Source organism: Paenarthrobacter sp. C1 (assembly GCF_049315185.1).
Lineage (GTDB): Bacteria > Actinomycetota > Actinomycetes > Actinomycetales > Micrococcaceae > Arthrobacter > Arthrobacter nicotinovorans.
In genome coordinates this window covers 1,937,193-1,958,193 of the sequence record NZ_CP186052.1, presented here as the reverse complement: position 1 = coordinate 1,958,193, position 21,001 = coordinate 1,937,193, and the positions used below count along the sequence as shown (strand labels likewise).

At 63.7% G+C, this 21,001-nt stretch carries 20 protein-coding genes; 1 reads left to right on the top strand and 19 read right to left on the bottom strand.

Annotated features, from left to right (window positions below):
* From ACNAOU_RS09245 to hisI, 10 genes are all read right to left on the bottom strand, one after another.
* Nucleotides 1-1,458, bottom strand: coding sequence for a glutamate synthase subunit beta (locus tag ACNAOU_RS09245; RefSeq protein ID WP_422758461.1), 1,458 nt, complete (start codon nt 1,456-1,458; stop codon nt 1-3).
* A complete protein-coding gene (gene gltB / locus ACNAOU_RS09240) occupies nt 1,451-6,064 on the bottom strand; it encodes a glutamate synthase large subunit (protein WP_422758460.1) in 4,614 nt (1,537 codons plus the stop codon). Before gltB ends, ACNAOU_RS09245 begins: the two co-directional genes overlap by 8 nt.
* A gap of 259 nt (nt 6,065-6,323) precedes the next feature.
* The gene (lgt, locus tag ACNAOU_RS09235; protein WP_039240826.1) at nt 6,324-7,478 is read right to left on the bottom strand and encodes a prolipoprotein diacylglyceryl transferase; all 1,155 of its coding nucleotides are present in this window, start codon (nt 7,476-7,478) and stop codon (nt 6,324-6,326) included.
* A 20-nt stretch (nt 7,479-7,498) separates the two neighbouring features.
* Nucleotides 7,499-8,311, bottom strand: coding sequence for a tryptophan synthase subunit alpha (trpA, locus tag ACNAOU_RS09230; RefSeq protein WP_018778628.1), 813 nt, complete (start codon nt 8,309-8,311; stop codon nt 7,499-7,501).
* The gene (gene trpB, locus ACNAOU_RS09225; RefSeq protein WP_039240824.1) at nt 8,311-9,687 is read right to left on the bottom strand and encodes a tryptophan synthase subunit beta; all 1,377 of its coding nucleotides are present in this window, start codon (nt 9,685-9,687) and stop codon (nt 8,311-8,313) included. The genes trpA and trpB overlap by 1 nt, the downstream gene beginning before the upstream one ends.
* Nucleotides 9,688-9,801: 114 nt before the next feature.
* Entirely contained in the window at nt 9,802-10,620 is an 819-nt protein-coding gene (gene trpC / locus ACNAOU_RS09220) for an indole-3-glycerol phosphate synthase TrpC (protein WP_193590433.1), read from the bottom strand.
* Nucleotides 10,621-10,622: 2 nt separating this feature from the next.
* Nucleotides 10,623-10,895: an HGxxPAAW family protein gene (locus ACNAOU_RS09215; protein ID WP_018778631.1), complete on the bottom strand. Its 273-nt coding sequence runs from the start codon at nt 10,893-10,895 to the stop codon at nt 10,623-10,625.
* A 133-nt stretch (nt 10,896-11,028) separates the two neighbouring features.
* Nucleotides 11,029-11,628, bottom strand: a complete 600-nt coding sequence (locus ACNAOU_RS09210) for a Trp biosynthesis-associated membrane protein (RefSeq protein ID WP_018778632.1) — start codon at nt 11,626-11,628, stop codon at nt 11,029-11,031.
* Nucleotides 11,625-13,205 (bottom strand): anthranilate synthase component I, encoded by a 1,581-nt coding sequence (locus ACNAOU_RS09205; protein ID WP_422758459.1) that lies wholly within the window; start codon nt 13,203-13,205, stop codon nt 11,625-11,627. Before ACNAOU_RS09205 ends, ACNAOU_RS09210 begins: the two co-directional genes overlap by 4 nt.
* A 59-nt stretch (nt 13,206-13,264) precedes the next feature.
* On the bottom strand, nt 13,265-13,681 hold the full coding sequence (gene hisI, locus ACNAOU_RS09200; protein ID WP_422758458.1) for a phosphoribosyl-AMP cyclohydrolase: 417 nt from the start codon (nt 13,679-13,681) through the stop codon (nt 13,265-13,267).
* A gap of 90 nt (nt 13,682-13,771) precedes the next feature.
* Here hisI and ACNAOU_RS09195 point away from each other — a divergent pair, with 90 nt between their 5' ends.
* Entirely contained in the window at nt 13,772-14,416 is a 645-nt protein-coding gene (locus tag ACNAOU_RS09195) for a TIGR03085 family metal-binding protein (protein ID WP_018778635.1), read from the top strand.
* A gap of 74 nt (nt 14,417-14,490) precedes the next feature.
* On the opposite strand, the gene hisF is transcribed toward ACNAOU_RS09195, so the two are convergent.
* From hisF to pnuC, 9 genes are all read right to left on the bottom strand, one after another.
* Nucleotides 14,491-15,267, bottom strand: coding sequence for an imidazole glycerol phosphate synthase subunit HisF (hisF, locus tag ACNAOU_RS09190; protein WP_018778636.1), 777 nt, complete (start codon nt 15,265-15,267; stop codon nt 14,491-14,493).
* 44 nt (nt 15,268-15,311) lie between these two features.
* Nucleotides 15,312-16,172, bottom strand: coding sequence for an ATP phosphoribosyltransferase (gene hisG, locus ACNAOU_RS09185; RefSeq protein WP_018778637.1), 861 nt, complete (start codon nt 16,170-16,172; stop codon nt 15,312-15,314).
* 87 nt (nt 16,173-16,259) lie between these two features.
* Complete coding sequence (locus tag ACNAOU_RS09180; RefSeq protein WP_018778638.1) at nt 16,260-16,523, bottom strand: phosphoribosyl-ATP diphosphatase; 264 nt, start codon at nt 16,521-16,523, stop codon at nt 16,260-16,262.
* Nucleotides 16,524-16,629: 106 nt separating this feature from the next.
* Entirely contained in the window at nt 16,630-17,115 is a 486-nt protein-coding gene (ribH, locus tag ACNAOU_RS09175; RefSeq protein ID WP_422758457.1) for a 6,7-dimethyl-8-ribityllumazine synthase, read from the bottom strand.
* 18 nt (nt 17,116-17,133) lie between these two features.
* The gene (gene ribA, locus ACNAOU_RS09170) at nt 17,134-17,841 is read right to left on the bottom strand and encodes a GTP cyclohydrolase II (protein WP_039240819.1); all 708 of its coding nucleotides are present in this window, start codon (nt 17,839-17,841) and stop codon (nt 17,134-17,136) included.
* On the bottom strand, nt 17,838-18,533 hold the full coding sequence (gene ribB, locus ACNAOU_RS09165; protein ID WP_422758456.1) for a 3,4-dihydroxy-2-butanone-4-phosphate synthase: 696 nt from the start codon (nt 18,531-18,533) through the stop codon (nt 17,838-17,840). Before ribB ends, ribA begins: the two co-directional genes overlap by 4 nt.
* Entirely contained in the window at nt 18,530-19,159 is a 630-nt protein-coding gene (locus ACNAOU_RS09160) for a riboflavin synthase (RefSeq protein ID WP_039240817.1), read from the bottom strand. Before ACNAOU_RS09160 ends, ribB begins: the two co-directional genes overlap by 4 nt.
* Complete coding sequence (gene ribD, locus ACNAOU_RS09155; protein WP_079581331.1) at nt 19,159-20,298, bottom strand: bifunctional diaminohydroxyphosphoribosylaminopyrimidine deaminase/5-amino-6-(5-phosphoribosylamino)uracil reductase RibD; 1,140 nt, start codon at nt 20,296-20,298, stop codon at nt 19,159-19,161. Before ribD ends, ACNAOU_RS09160 begins: the two co-directional genes overlap by 1 nt.
* Nucleotides 20,295-20,987 (bottom strand): nicotinamide riboside transporter PnuC, encoded by a 693-nt coding sequence (pnuC, locus tag ACNAOU_RS09150; RefSeq protein WP_018778644.1) that lies wholly within the window; start codon nt 20,985-20,987, stop codon nt 20,295-20,297. The genes ribD and pnuC overlap by 4 nt, the downstream gene beginning before the upstream one ends.
* Between the last annotated feature and the right edge of the window lie 14 nt (nt 20,988-21,001).

Sequence of the window (21,001 nt, the reverse complement as noted above, 5' to 3'; positions counted from 1 at the left end):
CTATAAGACCGCTATCGCCCGGTCGGTGGGGGCGACCGGTGCCGGGAGAATGGTGCTTCCCATCAGGAACCTGTCCACTGCGGCCGCGCACGCACGGCCTTCCGCAATGGCCCACACAATCAGTGACTGGCCACGTCCGGCATCGCCGGCAACAAATACTCCCTCGGTATTTGTCATGTAGTAGCCGTCGCGGGCTACGTTGCCCCGACCGTCGAATTCTGCACTGACCTGCTCGGTGATCCCTGCCGGCTCAGCGCCGGTAAAGCCGAGGCTCAGGAACACCAGGTCAGCCGGAATAATCCGCTCCGTGCCTGCCTTGGGCAGTCGCTTGCCGTCCACGAACTCGGTTTCGGCGACCTTGACGCCGGTGAGCTTGCCATTTTCACCAACGAACTCAACGGTGGACGCAAGGTACGTACGCTCGCCGCCTTCTTCGTGGGCGCTGGCCATCTCGAACAAGGTGGGGAACGTCGGCCACGGTTGGTGGGCTGCGCGTTCCGACGGCGGCTGCTTGCCGATCGCCAGCGTCGTCACCGACGCTGCCTGGTGGCGGTGGGCGGTTCCGATGCAGTCAGCACCGGTATCGCCACCACCGAGGATGACAACGTGCTTGCCGCGGGCGTCGATGTGGTTCCCCGGGGTCTCCCCCGCCACTACGCGGTTAGCCGGCACGAGGTAATCCATGGCGAAGTGCACGCCTTCAAGGTCGCGGCCCGGGATCGGCAGGTCGCGCGGGACGGTAGCCCCGGTGGCGACAACGACGGCGTCGTAACGGCGGCGCAGCTGCTCCCACGTGACATCCGTTCCGACGGCGACGCCGGTCCGGAAGCGTGTGCCTTCGGCCTTCATCTGCTCGAGGCGGCGGTCGACCTGTTCCTTCTCCATCTTGAAGTCGGGGATGCCGTACCGAAGCAGGCCACCGATCTTGTCGTCGCGTTCGTACACGGCAACGGTGTGGCCAACACGCGTCAGCTGCTGCGCCACGGCCAGGCCGGCGGGGCCGGAACCGACGACGGCGACCGTCTTGCCGGTGAGGCGCGTCGGCGGAAGGGGCTGGACCCAGTCGTTGTCGAACGCCTGGTCGATGATGGAAACCTCGACCTGCTTGATGGTCACGGCAGGCTGGTTGATGCCCAGCACACAGGACGCTTCACAGGGTGCAGGACACAGCCGGCCGGTGAACTCCGGGAAGTTGTTCGTGGCGTGAAGGCGCTCAATCGCTTCCTCACCCTTGTCCCGCCAAACGAGGTCGTTCCATTCCGGAATCAGGTTGCCCAGCGGGCAGCCCTGGTGGCAGAAGGGAACACCGCAGTCCATGCAGCGCCCGGCCTGGCTCTTCAGGACGCCCTTCTCCTGGGCTTCGTACACTTCTTTCCAGTCCATGATTCGGACGGGAACGGGACGGCGTGGCTGCGTCTCGCGCTGCCGGACTTTCAGAAATCCGCGTGGATCAGCCACCGGTTACCTCCAGGATTCGAGACCATACTTCTTCGCCATCAGGGTCCAGGCCCTCTTCGATGGCGTCGAGACGGGTTTGCAGGACTGCAGCGTAATCGCGCGGCAGTACTTTGGTGATGCGGGCGGCAGTGTCGTCGAAGTTTTCGAGCAGACGGCCGGCCAGGACGGATTCGGTTTCCTCAACGTGCTTGGTGAGCAGGCCGTGGACAATGTCACGATCCTCAGCGTCGAGCTCCAGGAGCTGGAGTTCACCCGTATCCAGGGCGAGCTTGTTGACGCGCTCAGGCTGCAGGTCCAGCACGTAGGCGGTACCACCGGACATGCCGGCGCCGAAGTTGCGGCCAGTACGGCCGATGATCAGCGTCTGGCCACCGGTCATGTATTCACAACCGTGGTCGCCAATGCCTTCGACGACGGCGGTGGCACCGGAGTTGCGAACCAGGAACCGTTCGCCGACCTGGCCACGCAGGAACATCTCGCCGCTGGTCGCACCGTAGCCGATGACGTTGCCGGCGATGACGTTGCGTTCCGCCTGGAAGACGTTGGTACGGTCCGGGCGGACAATGATGCGCCCACCGGAAAGTCCCTTGCCCACGTAGTCGTTGGAGTCTCCGAACATGCGCAGCGTGATGCCGGCAGGCAGGAAAGCACCCAGTGACTGGCCGGCGGTGCCATTGAGCGTGATGTCGATGGTGTCCGTCGCCAGTACATCGGTACCGAACGTCTTGGTCACCACGTGGCCGAGCATCGTGCCCACGGAACGGTCCGTGTTGATGACGTCCAAGGTGATCTTGACAGGCATGCGGTCGCTGAGTGCTTCCTGGGCCATGGTGATCAGGCGCTGGTCGAAGTGCTTGTCCAGCTCGTGGTTCTGGCCGGTCATGTTGCGCAGCGGCACGTCGTCGTCGAACTCGAGACCGTGCAGGATCGGATCCAGGTCCAGGCCTTCGGCCTTCCAGTGGTCGATGGCCTCGCGGGTGTCCAGCATCTCGGCGTGGCCAATGGCCTCTTCGAGGCTGCGGAAGCCAAGCCCGGCAAGGATTTCACGGACTTCTTCAGCGAGGAACTCAAAGAAGTTGACCACGAACTCGGGCTTGCCATTGAACCGGGACCGAAGTTCAGGGTTCTGCGTGGCAACACCCACCGGGCAGGTGTCCAGGTGGCAGACACGCATCATGATGCAGCCGGACACCACCAGCGGAGCAGTCGCGAAACCATACTCCTCGCCACCTAGCAGGGCAGCAATGACGACGTCGCGGCCGGTCTTGAGCTGACCGTCCACCTGTACAACCACGCGGTCGCGGAGGCCGTTGAGCATGAGGGTCTGCTGGGTCTCGGCCAGTCCGAGTTCCCACGGCACGCCCGCGTGCTTGAGCGAGTTCAGCGGCGAGGCGCCGGTACCGCCGTCGTGACCTGAAACAAGCACGACGTCGGCCTTGGCCTTCGTGACGCCGGACGCCACAGTGCCGATCCCGACTTCCGAAACCAGCTTCACGTGCACCCGGGCCGAAGGGTTGGCGCGCTTGGCATCGTAGATGAGCTGCGCGAGGTCTTCGATCGAGTAGATGTCGTGGTGCGGGGGCGGGGAAATCAGCCCGACGCCGGGAGTGGAGTGACGGGTCCGGGCTACCCAGGGGTAGACCTTCTGCGCCATCAACTGGCCACCTTCGCCGGGCTTGGCGCCCTGTGCCATCTTGATCTGGATGTCGTCGGCGTTGGTGAGGTAGAGGCTGGTGACTCCGAATCGGCCTGAAGCGATCTGCTTGATGGCAGAACGGCGTTCCGGATCCAGCAGGCGGTCCACGTCCTCGCCGCCTTCGCCCGTGTTGGACTTGGCGCCCAGACGGTTCATGGCGATGGCCAGTGTCTCGTGCGCTTCCTTGGAGATGGAGCCGTAGCTCATCGCACCAGTGGAGAAACGCTTCACGATGCTGGAAACGGACTCCACTTCTTCCAGCGGCACAGGCGGACGGACGCCGTCCTTGAACTTGAGGAGCCCACGCAGGGTCATCAGGTTCTCGGACTGGTCGTCAACGCCCTTGGTGTAGGACTTGAAGATGTCGTAGCGGCGTTCGCGGGTAGCGTGCTGCAGGCGGAACACTGTCTCAGGGTTGAAGAGGTGCGGTTCGCCGTCGCGACGCCACTGGTACTCGCCGCCGCCGAGCAGCGGCTGGTGCGGGTGCTCGATGCCACCTTCGGGGTACGCCATCTGGTGGCGTGCCGAAACCTCCGCGGCGATGACATCCAGGCCAACGCCACCGAGCTGGGAGTGTGTGCCGGAGAAGAATTCGTCCACGAGTTCCTGGGACAAGCCCAGCGCTTCGAAGGTCTGGGCACCCGTGTAGGAAGCCACGGTGGAGATGCCCATCTTGGACATGATCTTCAGGACACCCTTGCCCAGGCCCTTGATGAGGTTGTAGACGCCGTCTTCCGGGGTCACGCCCGTCACGTCACCGTTGGAGATCAGCTGTTCCACCGATTCCATGGCCAGGTACGGGTTGACAGCGGAGGCACCGTAACCGATGAGCACGGCAACGTGGTGCGTCTCGCGGACGTCACCGGCTTCAACCACCAGGGCGGTCTTGGTGCGGTTGGCGCTGCGAAGCAGGTGGTGGTGGACCGCGCTGACCAGCAGGAGCGAGGGAATCGGTGCCCACTGGGCGTTCGAGTCGCGGTCGGACAGCACCACGTACTGGACGCCACGGTTGATCGCGCCGGATACCTGCTCGCAGATCTCCGTCAGGCGGGCACGGAGAGCCGCTTCCCCACCCTCGGGGCGGTAAAGGCCACGGACCTTCATGGCGATGCGGTCGCCGTCGGGGCTTTCAATGTTCGCGATCTTGGCGAGCTGGTCGTTATTGATCACGGGGAATGGCAGCGAGATCTGCGGTTGGCGGACTTGCTTGCCGTCCAGGAGGTTGCCGTTGGGACCGATGGCGCACTTCAGGGAAGTCACCAATTCTTCGCGGATGGCATCCAGCGGCGGGTTGGTGACCTGGGCGAAGGACTGCACAAAGTAGTCGAACAGCAGACGCGGCCGCTTGGACAGCACAGCTACCGGCGTGTCCGAACCCATGGCGCCCAGGGGCTCGGCACCGGTGCGGGCCATCGGTCCAAGCAGGATCTTCAACTCTTCGGTGGTGTAGCCGAAGGTACGCTGGCGGATGTTCACCGATGCTGCCGTGTGGAGCACGTGCTCACGCTCGGGAAGCTCGTTGATATCGATCAGGTTGTCCTTGAGCCACTCGGCCCAGGGGTTGGCAGCAGCTACCTCGGCCTTGACCTCGGCGTCGTCAATGATGCGGCCGGCTTCGGTGTCCACCAGGAACATCTTGCCGGGAGCAACGCGACCCTTCTTCACCACGTTGGAGGGCTCGACCTCGATAACGCCAACTTCGGAGGCGAAGATGATCAGGCCGTCTTCGGTGATCCAGTAGCGTCCCGGGCGCAGGCCGTTGCGGTCCAGCGTGGCGCCAACGAGGCTTCCGTCGGTGAAGGACACGGCAGCGGGACCATCCCACGGCTCCATGAGGAGGGAGTGGTACTCGTAGAAGGCACGGCGTGCCGGATCCATGGTGGCGTGGTTTTCCCACGCCTCCGGGATCATCATCATGATGGAGTGTGTGATGGGGCGTCCTGAGAGCCACAGCAGCTCGGCTACCTCATCGAAGGAGGCGGAGTCAGAGGCACCCGGGGTGCAGATCGGGTACAGCTCTTCCGGGACCGAACCCAGCAAGGGGCTGGCCAGCTGCGACTGGCGGGCACGCATCCAGTTCCGGTTGCCCTTGACCGTGTTGATCTCACCGTTGTGCGCGATAGTGCGGAACGGCTGTGCCAGCGGCCAGGACGGGAACGTGTTGGTGGAGAAGCGCGAGTGGACAATGGCCAGCTTGGTCTTGAAGCGCTTGTCCGAAAGATCGGGGTAGAACGGCTCCAGCTGGGCCGTGGTCAGCATGCCCTTGTACACGATGGTGCGCGAGGACAGCGAGGGGAAGTACACGCCAAATTTGTTCTGGGCGCGCTTGCGGATCCGCCAGGCGCGGGAGTCCAGCTCGTTGTGCTCAAGCTGCTCACCGTTGGCAGAGGCCAAGAACGGCTGGGAGAAGTAGGGCATGCATGCCCGTGCCATGGCTCCCACGAGGTCAGCGACCACAGGAACCTCACGCCAGCCAAGGACTGTGAGGCCTTCGTCGGCGGCAAGTGCCTCGATGCCGGTTTTCGCTGTCGCAGCTTCGCGGGCTTCAGCCGGAAGGAACGCGGTACCCACCACGTACTGTCCGGGTGCCGGCAGTTCAAATTCGGTGACGGCGCGGAAGAACTCGTCGGGGACCTGCATCAGCAGGCCCGCTCCGTCGCCGGTTCCTTCGTCGGCGCCCACGGCGCCGCGGTGTTCGAGATTGCGGAGGGCGGTCAGTGCCGCTTCCACGATGTCGTATCCCGGTTCCCCGCGGAGCGTGGCAATGATAGCCAGGCCGCAGGCGTCCTTCTCCTTATCAGGGTTGTAAAGACCCTGGGCCTCCGGGAGCGCAGCAAAACGCTTGAACGGAGACATGGCACCCTGCGGTTCGATATTTTCGGACCAACCGGGGTTATGAAGATGGGTCATGGGAGACGTCCTTCCTCGAGATCGTGCGTATGGAAGGGACAACGTTGGCCCCACCTTGCCTGCCCTGTGACGGGCACAACAAAGCGCTAGTTATTGGAATTGTAGGCCAGTCGATCCAGCGCAACGAACAGTTACGCAGACCTCTGGCCCCGGCTTGACCAGTGAACATCGGTATGCTGCGATCCGGTTTCCGGGGTGCCACGACGCTGTGGACTGGGCCCTACGAGCGGTGACTCTGTTGCCCCTTTACCTTCGGCGACTACTTGGTGTCGTCAGCCCCAGGCGAGGATCCGGATGTTTTCCTGGCGGCGGTGGCATCAGATGACGGCTCCGTTGTGGACGTGGTGTCCTGGACGGTCTTCACTGATGCATCCCGCGGCCCGTCGACGTTGCCCGGATCACTTTGGTTATCTGGGAGATTATCACGCGAACCACTATCCGAGACAGGTGCGTCCACATCATGACTGGTGACGCTCGTCACCGTAGCGGGGTCCTTGACGGCCTCTTTTTCCGGCTCGCGCCCCGGCAGATAAGGAGTGTCCGGCACCGGTCGGCCGCGCCGGGCGAGCAGCAGGAAGATAACCAAGGCCGCGATGAAGACAAAGATGCTGGTCCACACGTTAAGCCGGGTCGTGATTCCGAAAAGGGTGATCTGCTCGGCGTCGTCGATCCGGAGCGCTTCGATCCAGACGCGGCCCAGCGTGTAGTACATGGCGTAGAGCCAGAACAGCCGGCCCCAGCGGAAGGCGAATTTCTTGTCCAGCACCAGGAGGAGTGCTACGCCGGCGAGGTTCCACAGCATCTCGTAGAGGAACGTCGGGTGGAAGAGGGTTCCGGCGGCCATATCGGGCGGGAAGTTCGCGTTGGAAGGATCGATCTCCAGGCCCCATGGCAACGTGGTGGGCGCGCCGAAAAGTTCCTGGTTGAACCAGTTCCCCAGTCGTCCGATGGCCTGCGCAAGAAGCAGGCCAGGTGCAGCGGCGTCCAGGAAGGCCGTCAGCCGGACACCGGCACGGCGGCATCCGATCCATGCGCCCACGACACCGAGGACCACCGCGCCCCAGATGCCCAGCCCGCCGCGCTGGATCTGGGGAATCAGCGAGAGGTCGCCGGTGCCGTCGAAGCCCGGGCCAAAGTAGGCATCGGGCGAAGAGAAGACGTGGTACAGGCGACCGCCGATAATTCCGAATGGAATCGCCCAGATGGCGATGTCCCACAGGCTGCCTTCGGGCGCGCCGCGCTGCTTCCACCGGGCAGACGTCAGCCAAAGGCCAACAATGATGCCCGCAAGGATGCACAAGGCGTAGGCGTGGATACGCAACGTCCCCCACGGCAGCGGAATGTCGAAACCGGACCAGGATGGGCTCGGGATACTCAAGGGGACCATTGCCGCTGCGTGGAGGACCGTCTGCATGCGCTTCGCTGTTTCCTTTTCTAGGCTTCTGCAGCTGCGCGGCCCAAGCCGGCGCTGAGGTTCTTGGTGAGTTGCCCGACGGCGTCCACCCCGCCATCGCGGAGGGCTGCCACCAGGGCGGTGCCTACAATGACACCGTCGGCATAGGCAGCAATTTCACGGACATGGTCGGGACTGGAGACACCCAGGCCTACGCATACCCGATCCGCACCGGCTGCGTGGGCACGGGCCACCACCTCTTCGGCAGCGCTGCTGACGGAGGTGCGGGCTCCGGTGACACCCATGATCGAAACAGCGTAGACAAAACCGCGGCTGGCCTTGACCGTCATGTCCAGACGTTCAGGAGTGGACGACGGGGCCACGAGGAACACCCTGTCCAAGCCGTACCTGTCCGAGGCCTCGAACCATTCTGCAGCCTCATCGGGAACCAGGTCGGGAGTAATGAGACCTGCTCCCCCGGCTTCTGCCAGACGGCGCGAAAACTCGTCCACGCCCATGCGCATGACCGGGTTCCAGTACGTCATCACCAGGACGGCGGCATCCGTAACTGCGGTAATCCCTGCAACGACTTCGAAGACGTCGGCTACGCGGAAACCGTTCGAAATCGCTTCGGTAGTGGCCGCCTGGATGACAGGACCGTCCATCACGGGATCGGAGTACGGGATTCCGATCTCAATGAGATCGGCGCCGTTCCGGGCAAGCGCGATGCCGGCCTCGATGCTTTCCTTGACCGTGGGGTAGCCGGCGGGCAGGTAACCCACCAAAGCGGCGCGGCCTTCGGCCCTGGCCTTGTCAATGGCCGCAGCGGACTTGCTGGCTGTTGATTCGTTCATCAGTTCTGGTCCTCGTTGTCATCCGCGGATGCTTCAGAGGCTCGCTCTGAAGGGCCCTTGGGCTTACGGGTGGACAGGGTGGTCCCCTTGACGTGCCCCTCGTCATCCAACATGTTGAACCATGCGGCGGCGGTTTCCACGTCCTTGTCGCCTCGCCCGGACAAGTTCACGATGATAGTGACTTCCGAGGGGTCTTCCTTGCCTTCCGTGAGGCGGTGGCCGATCTTGATGGCACCGGCCAGGGCATGCGAGGACTCGATGGCGGGGATGATGCCCTCAGTCCGGCAGAGCAGGCTGAAGGCGTCCATGGCTTCGGTGTCCGTGACGGCCTCGTAGGTGACCCGGCCGATGTCGGCGAGGTATGAGTGCTCGGGGCCAACGCTGGGGTAGTCAAGACCGGCAGAGATGGAGTGCGACTCGATGGTCTGGCCGTCTTCGTCCTGCATGAGGTAGGAACGGGCGCCGTGCAGCACACCCGGGCGGCCAAGGGAGATGGCCGCAGCGTGACGGCCGGTTTCCACACCCTCGCCACCGGCTTCAAAGCCGTAGATCTTCACGGAAGCATCATCGAGGAATGCGTGGAACAAGCCGATGGCGTTGGAACCGCCACCGATGCACGCACAGATGGCATCAGGAAGCTTGCCCGTCTGCTCCAGGATCTGGCTGCGCGCCTCTTCGCCGATGACCTCGTGGAAGTAGCGGACCATGGCCGGGAACGGGTGCGCTCCGGCGGCAGTACCCAGGAGGTAGTGCGTGTCCTCGACGTTGGATACCCAATCGCGGAGGGCGTCGTTGATGGCGTCCTTGAGTGTCTGCGAACCGTTGGTCACGGGCACGACTGTGGCACCAAGAAGCTGCATGCGGGCGACGTTGAGTGCCTGGCGGCGGCAGTCTTCGGCACCCATGTAGACCACGCACTCAAGTCCCAGGAGCGCCGCAGCCGTGGCACTTGCGACGCCGTGCTGTCCGGCTCCGGTTTCGGCAATGACGCGGGTCTTGCCCATCCGCTTCGCCAGGAGCGCCTGGCCCAGGACGTTGTTGATCTTGTGGGAACCGGTGTGGTTGAGGTCCTCACGCTTGAGGAAGATGCGGGCGCCACCGGCATGCGCCGAGAAGCGCTTGGCCTCGGTCAACAGCGAAGGCCTGCCCGAGTAGTTCTTGTTGAGGTCCTTTAGCTCGGCGATGAAATCGGGATCGGCCTTGGCTTTTTCGAAGGTGTCCTGGACTTCATCCAAGGCGGCAATGAGAGACTCCGGCATCCAGCGTCCGCCGTAGCTGCCGAAGTAGGGTCCCGATGCGTTGCGCAGCGAAGGGCCACCTTGCAGGAATGCGTCTGCCGCATTCTCTTCTGAGCCGGCTGTTGGCGCGTCGACCATCAGTCTCACCGTCCTGTTCCAGTTAGTTCTTTGGGTAGTTCCACGTGCCACAAGGCAGCCACGGGCTGGTGCCCGGGCTGCCTCATGACTGCTCGCCGTAATTCAGTAACTGCCTCAGTTCCTGACGGCGATGGCGGCAGCTCCTGCTGCCTTGAATTCGGTAATTCGTTCACGCGGGGTTGAATCGCTGACCAGCGCTTCGCCCACCAGGATGGCATTGGCGCCATTGGCTGCGTAATGCGCGACGTCGTCGGCACCCCTGACGCCAGACTCCGCGACCACGACTGCCCCGGCCGGAATCAAACCGGCCAGCGAACCGAAAACCGAGCGGTCGACGTCGAGCGTCTTCAAATTGCGCACGTTGATGCCGATGATCCTGGCGCCGGCCGCAACCGCCCGCTCGATCTCTTCTTCGGTATGGGTCTCCACGAGCACGCTCATGCCCAGTTCATGGCTCAAGGCACTGAACCGGACGAGTTCGGCGTCGGTCAGCGCTGCGACGATGAGCAGGATGAGGTCGGCACCGTGGGCACGGGCTTCCCAGATCTGGTACTCGTCAACTGTGAAGTCCTTGCGGAGCAACGGCGTTTCGACGGCGGCACGCACGGCATCGAGGTCGGCCAGCGAGCCGCCGAAGCGGCGCTGTTCGGTCAGGACGCTGATGACGGAGGCGCCGCCGTCCGCGTACTGCACTGCGAGCGATGCGGGGTCTGCGATGGAAGCGAGGTCGCCCTTCGACGGACTGCGGCGCTTGATCTCTGCGATGACTTTGAGGTCGTTGCGGTCGGATGCGGGTCCGCCCAGGGCCGCCCAGGCATCCCGTGCAGGTGCAGCACCGGCGACGCGGTCCTTTAGCTCCTCGAGGGACACTTGAGCCCGGCGGGCCTCCATGTCCTCCTTGACGCCAACGATGATGTCATCAAGAACGGTCACGATTAGTGGCCGTTGTTCTGCAGCTTGCTGCCGCCCACTCCGTAGCCCGCCTTGCGCATAACCAGGCCAACAATCAGGCCGATAACCATGACAACCAGGCCGCCGACGAAGATCGGGGTGCTGGCGATGACGAAAGCGATGGAGGAAATCAAGGCACCAACCAGCATGACAATCACGCAGGTCCAGGCAGCCGGGCTGTTTCCGTGACCGATGGCGTCAGCGTGGCTGGCCATGGTGGATTCAGTTTGGTTTGCGGACACTGTGGTTTTGCTCATGTGAAATCTCCTCAGGATGAATACTGCTTACATTCTGCCATTTATTGACGTCAGCCGGGGACATGGACCGACGTCCGGGGCAACGGTGGCGGCAAAGTCGCAATGAAGCTGCGCGAAACCCGCTCCCGGCTGCCTACGTAGGGTCCTCGCCGCGCGACAGGCTGTCCCAGCTGTCGATCTCATCCACCGGTTCGCCGTCATTCCTGACGGCATTGGTGTCGTACTTGGTGCGGGTCTTCCAGTAACGCCCGGCCACCGGCAAGCCCACCGCAACCACTGCCAGCAGCGCCCCGGCCACTATGGCTACTACGGGGAAGGCCGTCGCAGCGACACTCGCCTGTCCACCCGCAAGGCCCGTCGCGGCTGCAATGGCACCCTGCGCTGCGCCGAGCGGATCGGTCAGCACGGTAGTGGCCGCCAGGATGATCCCTACCGCGGACAAAGCAATGATGACCGCAATGATCCAGCGCGCCACCTTGCCTGCAATGGATGCCGCCAGGCCACCGGCCAGGGCCACCAGGGCCAGAGCCGTGACTGCGGTAGCAGCCTTGTTTCCGGGAACCTGGAGGTTGCTGCTGGATACACCGGAGGGGTCAAGCTGCACTTCAATCCAGGTCTGGGTGGTGGTTCCGAAGACAGCGAGGGCCAGCACGACCGCGGCGAGCACCAGTGTGGATTTACGGGCCCAGCGCGGTGAAGTCCTGGCGGGAAGTGCGGATGCGGCGGCGCTCACGAGGCAGGCGTCCCGTCGTCGGGAACTTCGGCCCGGCCGGCGTCCACCGCAATGTTCTGCAATGAGCCTGCGGTGTGCACGGCGCGAAGCGGCGCAGCTGCCTTGTTTACCGTTTCAAGCGCTTCCGAAGGCTTGTGCGAATCGGCCACGATTCCACCGCCGGCCTGCACATAGGCGCGGCCCTCACGGAGCAGTGCCGAACGGATGGCAATGGCCATGTCCATGTCACCGGCGAAGTCCAGGTAGCCCACCACGCCACCGTAGATGCCGCGGCGGTGCGGTTCGAGTTCATCGAGGAGCCGCAGCGCACGGGGCTTCGGGGCGCCGGACAAAGTACCTGCCGGGAAGGTTGCCCTGAGGACGTCGTATGCCTTGGCGTGGGGAGCAAGCTGCCCCACCACAGTTGAAACGAGGTGCATGATGTGGCTGAAGCGCTCCACTTCCATGAACTGGGTGACATCGACTGTCCCGGCCACGCACACTTTGGAAAGGTCGTTACGGGACAAGTCCACCAGCATCAGGTGTTCCGCGCGTTCCTTCTGGTCCGCGAGCAACTCTGTGGCCAGGGCTTTGTCGGCCTCTACAGTCTTCCCTCGGGGACGTGAACCGGCGATGGGGTGCGTGATGACTTCCTCACCGGTCACCGTCACCAACGCTTCCGGCGAGGACCCGACAATCGAGTACTCGCGGCCGTCTGCATCTTCGAGGCTGAAGAGGTACATGTAGGGGCTGGGGTTGGTGTTGCGCAGCACGCGGTAGACATCCAGGGGATCTGCGGCGCATTCCATCTCGAAGCGGCGCGAAATCACCACCTGGAACACTTCGCCGTCAACAATCGCTTCCTTGCCACGGTCGATGGCTTCCAGGTACTTCGCTTCCTCCCAGCGTTCCTGCACGCTTGAGGCAAAGTCCAGGGCCGCCGTGTCCAAAACGGAAACAGGCTGGGGAACGGGCGTGCTGATCTGGTCCAGGAGCGCTTGCACTCGAGCCACGGCATCGTGCCAGGCATCATCGACGCGTTCGCTGCTGCCGTCGAAGTTGATGGCATTGGCAATGAGCAGGACAGTGCCGTCGAAGTTGTCATGAACCGCCATGTCGGTGACCAGGTTCAGCGCCATCTCCGGCAACTGCAGGTCGTCCTCGGGCGGAGAGGTCAGGCGTTCCCAGTGGCGCACGGATTCCCAGCCAAGGAAGCCGACCAGGCCGGAGGTGAAGGGCGGAAGGCCCTCGAAACGATCGGTCTGCAGTGCGGCAATCGTGTTGCGGACGGCCTCCACCGGGTTCCCGGAAACTGGCACGCCGACGGGCGGCTCACCGATCCAGTGTGCCTGGCCGTCCTGGGTGGTCAGGGTTGCGCGGGACTTTGAACCGATGAACGAATAACGCGACCAGGCCCCGCCTACTGCTGCTGATTCCAGGAGGAAGGTGCCGGGCTGTCCCTTGGCGAGCTTCCGGTAAAGGCCAATGGGGGTTTCTGCATCGGCCAGGACTTTGAGCCGCACGGGGATGACACGGCTGTGGACGGCGAGTTCCCGGAACTCTTCCAGGCCCGGGCTGATGATTCCAAGGTCCTGCATGGCTATTGTTCTCCGCCTTTTGGTATGAGGTGGTGCGTCAGTGGTAAGTGCTGGGTGCCTTAGTCGCGGTAGCCCGTAACGACTGTAAAGTCGCGACCGTCGAAGCAGGTCCGGGTTCCGGTGTGGCAGGCTGCGCCGATCTGGTCCACGCGGATCAGGAGGGCATCGCCGTCGCAATCAAGGGCGACGGACTTCACGAACTGTACGTGTCCGGAAGTGTCGCCCTTACGCCAGTATTCCTGGCGGGAGCGGGAGTAGAACGTGACGCGCCCGGTGGTCATGGTGCGGTGCAGTGCCTCGTCATCCATCCATCCGAGCATGAGGACCTCGTTGGTGTCGTGCTGCTGCACAATAGCAGCAACCAGGCCGGCGGAATCGCGCTTGAGAGCGTCCGCGATCTCCTGCGGCAACGGACCCGCGGGGTCGCTAAAAAGCTCCACGGCGGGAGAGGGGCTGGGGGCGGACTGCTCTGACATCAGATCAAGTCTAGTGCCTTTGACGGGACTGGCGGTTCTGCGGCGGTTCCACTGCGCAAGAGCGCTCCGATCGTGCTAGTTTCACAAGTGATGCATTTCGTCGATCCCTCCCGAGAAGTACTGGCCGAAACCCTGCTGGCGGCCGGGCCTGACTCCCCCACGCTCTGCGAAGGCTGGCGGACCCGTGACCTTGCCGCGCATTTGTACCTGCGGGAGCGGAAAATCGCTGTCGGTCTTGGACTGTTGATTCCCAGTCTGGGCAAGGCATCGGAAAAAGCCACCTCCAAGCTGGCCTCCCAGCTGAAGACCACGGACGCCTACGCGGACCTCGTCAAGACGTTCCGCTCCGGGCCTCCCGCTTTCTCTCCTTTGAAGATCAAGGCGCTGGACGAGACCTCCAACCTCATCGAGTACTTCGTGCACACCGAGGACATCCGCCGCGCCGGCGACAGGTGGGCGCCGAGGGCACTGGACGAGGCCTATTCGGATGCACTCTGGAATGACCTCATCAAGCGTGCAGCGTTCCTGTACCGCGGCGTGGACCTCGGCATCGTCCTTGTCAGGCCCACGGGGCCGCGGCATGTGGCCAAGCGCGCACCCGTATCCGTCGCCATCGTTGGCGAGCCGGGCGAGCTTCTCATGCACGCCCACGGCCGCACCAACCAGGCCCTGGTCACCTTCGAAGGCCAGCCGGACGCCGTCGCGCTCTTGCAGTCAGCGGACATCGGCCTTTAACCAAGCTACGCGGGGTCGCTGATGGCCCATCCCGCAAGGGATGATGGCCAGCAGCGACCCCGCGTTTGCGTTGCCTAGCGGACTTCGAAGCCGGCCTCGCGGATCGCGGCCTTGACCTGAGCGATCATGTCATCCGGACCGAAGTGGAACACCGAGGCGGCCAGCACAGCGTCAGCCCCAGCCTGTACAGCGGGCGGAAAGTGCTCCGGGGCACCGGCACCGCCCGAGGCGATAATCGGGATATTCACGGCTGCCCGAACCAAACGGATCAGCTCAAGGTCGAAGCCGTCCTTGGTGCCGTCGGCGTCAATGGAGTTGAGCAGGATCTCCCCCACTCCCCTGTCCGCGGCTTCCTTCGCCCAGGCAATGGCATCGATTCCGGTACCGGTCCGGCCGCCGTGCGTGGTGACTTCAAACCCGGACGACGTCGGGGCGTCGCCTTCCCGGGTCCGGCGCGCGTCGACGGAGAGCACCAGGACCTGGGAGCCGAAGTGGCGGGTAATTTCATCGATGACATCGGGCCTGGCAACGGCGGCTGTGTTGATGGACGCCTTGTCCGCACCAAAGCGCAGGAGCTTGTCCACCTCGGCCACCCCGCGGACGCCACCACCCACGGTGAGGGGAATGAACACTTCCTCTGCGGTGCGACGGACGACGTCGAACGTTGTTTCGCGGTTCCCTGACGACGCCGTGACGTCCAGGAACGTCAGTTCGTCTGCCCCGCCATTGTCGTACCGGTGGGCGAGTTCCACAGGGTCTCCGGCGTCGCGAAGGCCTTCAAAGTTGACACCCTTGACGACGCGGCCGGCGTCCACGTCCAGGCATGGAATGACGCGTACGGCTACAGCCATGTGCTGCTCCTCAGTTCTGCTGGGCTCTAGTCGGTCAGTGTGGGTCAGATCCGGCAGGCGTGGATGCTGCTGACCAGGATGGCGCGCGCGCCGAGGTCGTAAAGCTCATCCATGATGCGGTTGGTTTCCTTCTTGGGAACCATGGACCGCACGGCTACCCACTCGGAATCGCGAAGCGGCGAGACCGTGGGCGATTCAAGTCCGGGAGTCAGCGCCGCGGCGTCTTCCACAAGGTCCTTGCGGATGTCGTAGTCCATGAGCACGTACTGGCGCGCAACCAGAACGCCTTGAAGGCGGCGGATGAGGATGTCGATTTCCTTCGCGGTCCCGTTGGCTGCGCCAGCGGAGCCCGTACGACGGATCAGGACGGCTTCGGACTTCAGGATGGGGTCGCCGAAGATCTCCATGCCGGCGGCCTTGAGGGTATTGCCGGTTTCCACGACATCGGCAATGGCGTCGGCCACGCCCAAGCGGACGGATGATTCCACGGCCCCATCGAGACGGACCACTGTGGCGTTGACGCCGCGTTCAGCGAGGTAGTCACGCAGGAGGCCGTCATAGCTTGTGGCCAGCCGCTTGCCTTCAAGCTGCTCGACGCCGGTGAAGTCACCAACAGGGCCGGCGAAACGGAAAGTCGAAGGCGCGAAGCCCAAGGGCAGCAACTCTTCGGCTTCCACCTTCGCGTCAAGCAGGAGGTCCCTGCCGGTGATGCCGACGTCCAGGGTTCCCTGGCCTACATAGACGGCGATGTCACGGGGACGGAGGAAGAAGAACTCAATGTCGTTGTCAGGATCAACCATCACCAGTTCGCGGGAGTCGCGGCGCTGGCGGTAGCCGGCCTCGGAAAGCATTGCCGAGGCGGCTTCGGACAGGGATCCCTTGTTGGGGACTGCTACACGGAGCATTGGGAGAGACTTTCTTTTTGGAATGGAGGTTTCAGGCACATCGGCCACGCGGCTGACTCCGCTTGAAATGCGTGCGGAGGGGCGTGGCTAGAGATGCTTGTAAACGTCTTCCAGGCTGAGGCCCTTGGCGAGCATGAGGACCTGCAGGTGGTACAGCAGCTGAGAGATTTCCTCAGCAGCGGCCTCGTCCGATTCGTACTCCGCGGCCATCCAGACTTCGGCGGCCTCTTCGACCACCTTCTTGCCGATGCCGTGGATTCCGGAGTCCAGCTCGGCTACCGTGCGCGAGCCTGCCGGACGGGTCGCTGCTTTCTCACTCAGTTCTGCGAACAGCGTCTCGAAATTCTTCACGCCCTCCAGACTACTTGCTCCGGGCCCGGCGCCGCTTGTTGGGGCGTTGCATGACGAAGGGGATGTGAGTGAACACACACTCACATCCCCTCCGTTCGCGCTGGAATCAGCTGTATTGCTTGAGCGTCACAGCGGTGGCCAGGGCAGCGGTGACCGCCTCGTGGCCCTTGTCCTCCTGGGAACCCGGGAGGCCGGCCCGGTCAAGGCCCTGTTGTTCCGTATCGCAGGTGAGTACGCCGAAGCCGACCGGCACGCCGGTGCGGACGCTGACATCGGTGAGTCCCGACGTCGCGGCCTGGCAAACGTAGTCAAAGTGCGGGGTTCCGCCACGGATAACAACGCCCAGGGCCACGACGGCGTCAAAGTGCGGTGCCAGCCTGGCGGCTGCAACCGGCAATTCAAAACTGCCTGGAACCCGCACCAGGGTGGGTTCGGCGATGCCTGCTTCCTTCGCGGCACGCAGGGCACCGTCCACCAGGCCGTCCATGATCTGGGTGTGCCAGCTCGCGGCCACGATGGCGAGCTTGAGCTTCGAGGTTTCTTCAGGGTTGAGGGTGGTGAGGTCGATTGTGGGCGCGCCGTGTCCGCTCATGGTGTGCTGGGGATCCGTTCAGTCTTGGTTGCTGTTTGAGGTTTGGGGTGAAGCTGTCTTCTTGCCGTTGCTGACCGGCTCGACGTCGAGCGTCAGCCGGTGGTCCATACGGTCCTTCTTGGTTTGCAGGTACCGAAGGTTCTGCTCCCGGGACGGCACCTCCGTAGGCACCATCTCCACGACAGTCACCCCGGCTTTGTCCAGGCGGTGCTGTTTGTCCGGGTTGTTGCTCAACAGCCGGACTTCGTTGAGACCCATTTCGGCAAGGATCTGACCCGCTGCGCTGTAGGAACGGGCATCGACCGGCAGGCCCAGTTGCTCGTTGGCCTCGACAGTGTCAAAACCGGCTTCCTGCAGGGCGTAGGCCTTGATCTTGTTGGCGAGTCCGATGCCGCGCCCTTCCTGTCCACGCAGGTAGAGCAGCGTGCCGCCTTCCCTGTGAATGAGCTCCAGGGCGAAGGCAAGCTGTTCACCGCAATCGCAGCGGTAGGAACCGAACACATCTCCGGTCAGGCATTCAGAGTGCAGCCTGACCAAGGGTGCCTGGCCGCCCTTGGGCGGATTGGGCGAGCTGACCGCGAGATGTTCAACCCCCGTGACATGATCCGTCCACGCCTGCGCCACAAATTCACCAAAGGCCGTCGGCAACTGGACGATCGGTCCCCCGCTTACGGGGTGCGGACCGGGCTCCGTGTGCTCACTGCTGCGTGTTGTCGATGCGGTCATCGCTTCTCCTCGTCTACCCGTGAAACCTGCGCCGCCCGGGACTCCGTCGCCTCAACATACGACACCAGGTCCTCGATGGAGATGAGGGGGCATCCATGTTCAGCGGCGAACCCGCGCAGGCTGTCCAAGCGCATCATTTCACCGTCGTCATGTACCAACTCTGCGATCACACCCACCGGGGCGAGCCCGGCCAGGCGACACAAGTCCACGGCAGCTTCCGTGTGTCCCGGACGTTCTCGCACTCCCCCCTTAACGGCCCGAAGCGGAAAAATATGCCCGGGGCGGGTGAGTGACGCCGGAGTGCTGCTCGGGTCCGCCAGGATCCGGGCCGTCAGGGCCCGGTCCGTGGCAGAAATACCCGTGCTGACTCCTACCGCAGCGTCACAGGAAACAGTATAGGCAGTACCCTTAGCATCTTCGTTGATTTCGACCATCGGGGGCAGAATCAGCGCGTCGGCCCGCTGGCCTTCCAACGGAACACAGATGACGCCGGAGGAATATCGGATGGTCCAACCCATCAGGGCCGGGGTGGCATGTTCAGCGGCAAAAATGATGTCGCCTTCGTTTTCCCTGTCCTCGTTGTCCACCACAATGACGGCCCGCCCGGCCGCCATGGCTGCGATGGCGGATTCCACGGAGTCCAGGCCCGGACGCTGCGACGTCGCCGGTTGCGGGGTCGTGGAGGCGCTCATCGGGTGCCCTCCTGCCGCGGAGCGAACGACAGAAGCCGTTCGGTGTATTTTGCCAGGACATCCACTTCCAGGTTGACGTGCCCGCCAACCGGTTTCGCTCCGAGGCCCGTCTCCTCAAGCGTGGTGGGGATGAGGCCGACTTCGAACCACGCGTCCTTTTCGGAAGCCGCGCTGACGGCGGTCACCGTGAGCGATACCCCGTCGACGGCGATGGAACCTTTTTCGGCGATGTAGCGTGCCAGCGGGGCGGGGACGCCGAACCGCAAGCGGTCCCAGTTACCCAGCGCTTCGCGCTCGAGCAGCTCCCCCACGCCGTCAACATGGCCTTGCACGACGTGGCCATCCAGCCGTCCGCCGGCAGGAACACAGCGTTCCAGGTTCACGGTGTCTCCCGCAGCCAATTCCCCGATGGTGGTGCGCGTCAGGGTCTCGCCCATGACATCGACGCTGAAGTCCTGTCCATCAATGCGGGTGGCCGTGAGGCAGACACCGTTGACGGCAATGGAGCCGCCCAACGGCAGGTCCCCGGTAGTGGTGGGGGCCTTCAAGCGCAGCGTTGCGCTGGCATCGCCGTCATGCTCGATACCCAGGACAGTGCCTTGTTCTGCAACGATTCCGGTAAACATCAGTGTCCTCCTGTGACATATTCCGCGGCGTCACTGCGTGAAACCATATTCTTCTGCGGAATCGAATTCTTAGTGGTGTTGGCAGCACGTCCGGCCGGACGGAGATGGAGCCGCAGGTCGTTGCCGAGGGTCCGTACCGGACCCCCTGATGCCTCGTCCCACGCCCAGTGCTGGGCTTCGGCGAGCGTGCCGATGCCCAAGTCGTTCAGCGCCGGAGTACCGGACCCCAGCAGGGTCGGCGCCAGGTAGACAATCAACTCGTCCACCAACTCCGCCGCAAGGAAGGTACTCAGAATGCTCGAACCCCCTTCGACCATTACATGCCGGACACCCTCTTCGAAGAGCATGCCCAGGGCCTCTGCTGGATCCCGGGTTGGCAGATGCCGGAAGCGGCCGTCGGTTCCCCGTACCGCTGCCCCCTCCGGGACATCCCGCAGGCCCATGACTGCCCGGACGGGCTGGCGTTGGGAAAGTTCACCGTCAGGAGTGCGCGCCGTCAGCCGGGGGTTGTCGATGAGCACGGTTCCGGTCCCCACGAGGATCGCGTCGATCAGGCGCCGCAACGCGTGGTTGTCTGCCAGCGACTCTGCGCTGGAGATCCACTGGCTGGTGCCGTCAACAGCAGCGATCCGGCTGTCCAGGGTCTGTGCAATATGCAAGGTGACGAACGGGCGTTTGGCGGCAACGGCGTCGAACCATTCCCGGTTCAAGTCCAGGGATTGGTCGTAGCCGAGCCCGGACGTGACATCGATTCCTGCCGCGCGCAGCGTCTTGGCACCGCCGGCGGCGGGGTCGTGCGGATCGTCGACTGCGTAGATCACCTTTGCGATGCCGGCTGCAATGATCGCCTGGGCACAGGGACCTGTCCGGCCTACATGGTTGCAAGGCTCCAGGGTGACCACCATGGTGGTGCCCTTGGTGTCGATTCCCTGGCGCCGGGCTTCGGAGATGGCGTCGGCCTCCGCATGGGCCGTTCCGGCACCGCGATGGTAGCCGGTGGCAAGTTGCTCGCCTTCCGCGCCGAGGATCACTGCACCAACCAGCGGATTCGCTCCTCGCGGGCCAGCCAGGGCGGCGGTGAGAGCTGCGTCCATGGCGGCCTTTTCAGTAGCCGAAAACTCAACGGCCTGCGCGCTCATCGCACGGCTCCTGCGGGCGCCGGAAGTGGTTGAACAGCGCCACGCTCGCGCTTTTCGGCCCGCCACCACACGAAGAATCCGGTCAGGGTAAAGAACCCGTAGAACAGGTACATCACAGCACTGGCGTAATAGCCGGCACTGAACAGCAGAGGCACGCCCACGATGTCCACGGCAACCCAGATCAACCAGAATTCAGTCCATCCCCGGGCCATGCCGTAAGTGGCCAGAAGGGAGCCCATGAAGGTCCAGGCGTCTGCCCACACAGGCGGGTAGGAGCCGAGGGCGTCAAACAGGGGCGTCAAGGCCGCAGTACCGGCTACCATCGCGCCGATCAGAACCAGGCGCACCTTGTTACCGGCCCAGCCGGGGACCACGGCCCGGCCCTGGGTGCTCGACTGCCGGCCTTGACGCCACCGGTACCAGCCATAAAGTGCAACGGCGATGAACATCACCTGCCGGCCGGCCTGTCCCCAGAGGGTTGCGGGCGCAGCAGCACCGAATACGTTGCCGAGGAACACGGTGAGCAAAAGGATGTTGCCGATGATTCCTACCGGCCAAGCCCAGACTTTCCGGCGCATTCCGCCGAGGGCGCTGAGTAACCCAAAGATGTTTCCAAGCACTTCGCGTAAGACTAGAGCAGATCCTCCAACGGGGATCTGTGCTTCGAAGAGCCATCGCAGAAAATCCATGCCGTTCCTTCCCA

Coding starts and splice junctions, on each gene's coding strand:
- hisI (WP_422758458.1), bottom strand. CDS start 13,681: ATGTCAGAGCAGTCCGCCCCCAGCCCCTCTCCCGCCGTGGAGCTTTTT.
- ribH (WP_422758457.1), bottom strand. CDS start 17,115: ATGAGCGGACACGGCGCGCCCACAATCGACCTCACCACCCTCAACCCT.
- ACNAOU_RS09195 (WP_018778635.1), top strand. CDS start 13,772: ATGCATTTCGTCGATCCCTCCCGAGAAGTACTGGCCGAAACCCTGCTG.
- ACNAOU_RS09215 (WP_018778631.1), bottom strand. CDS start 10,895: ATGAGCAAAACCACAGTGTCCGCAAACCAAACTGAATCCACCATGGCC.
- hisG (WP_018778637.1), bottom strand. CDS start 16,172: ATGCTCCGTGTAGCAGTCCCCAACAAGGGATCCCTGTCCGAAGCCGCC.
- hisF (WP_018778636.1), bottom strand. CDS start 15,267: ATGGCTGTAGCCGTACGCGTCATTCCATGCCTGGACGTGGACGCCGGC.
- ACNAOU_RS09205 (WP_422758459.1), bottom strand. CDS start 13,205: ATGCAGGACCTTGGAATCATCAGCCCGGGCCTGGAAGAGTTCCGGGAA.
- trpB (WP_039240824.1), bottom strand. CDS start 9,687: ATGGTCGACGCGCCAACAGCCGGCTCAGAAGAGAATGCGGCAGACGCA.
- lgt (WP_039240826.1), bottom strand. CDS start 7,478: ATGCAGACGGTCCTCCACGCAGCGGCAATGGTCCCCTTGAGTATCCCG.
- ribA (WP_039240819.1), bottom strand. CDS start 17,841: ATGACCGCATCGACAACACGCAGCAGTGAGCACACGGAGCCCGGTCCG.
- ribD (WP_079581331.1), bottom strand. CDS start 20,298: ATGAGCGCGCAGGCCGTTGAGTTTTCGGCTACTGAAAAGGCCGCCATG.
- pnuC (WP_018778644.1), bottom strand. CDS start 20,987: ATGGATTTTCTGCGATGGCTCTTCGAAGCACAGATCCCCGTTGGAGGA.
- ACNAOU_RS09160 (WP_039240817.1), bottom strand. CDS start 19,159: ATGTTTACCGGAATCGTTGCAGAACAAGGCACTGTCCTGGGTATCGAG.
- trpA (WP_018778628.1), bottom strand. CDS start 8,311: ATGAACGAATCAACAGCCAGCAAGTCCGCTGCGGCCATTGACAAGGCC.
- ribB (WP_422758456.1), bottom strand. CDS start 18,533: ATGAGCGCCTCCACGACCCCGCAACCGGCGACGTCGCAGCGTCCGGGC.
- gltB (WP_422758460.1), bottom strand. CDS start 6,064: ATGACCCATCTTCATAACCCCGGTTGGTCCGAAAATATCGAACCGCAG.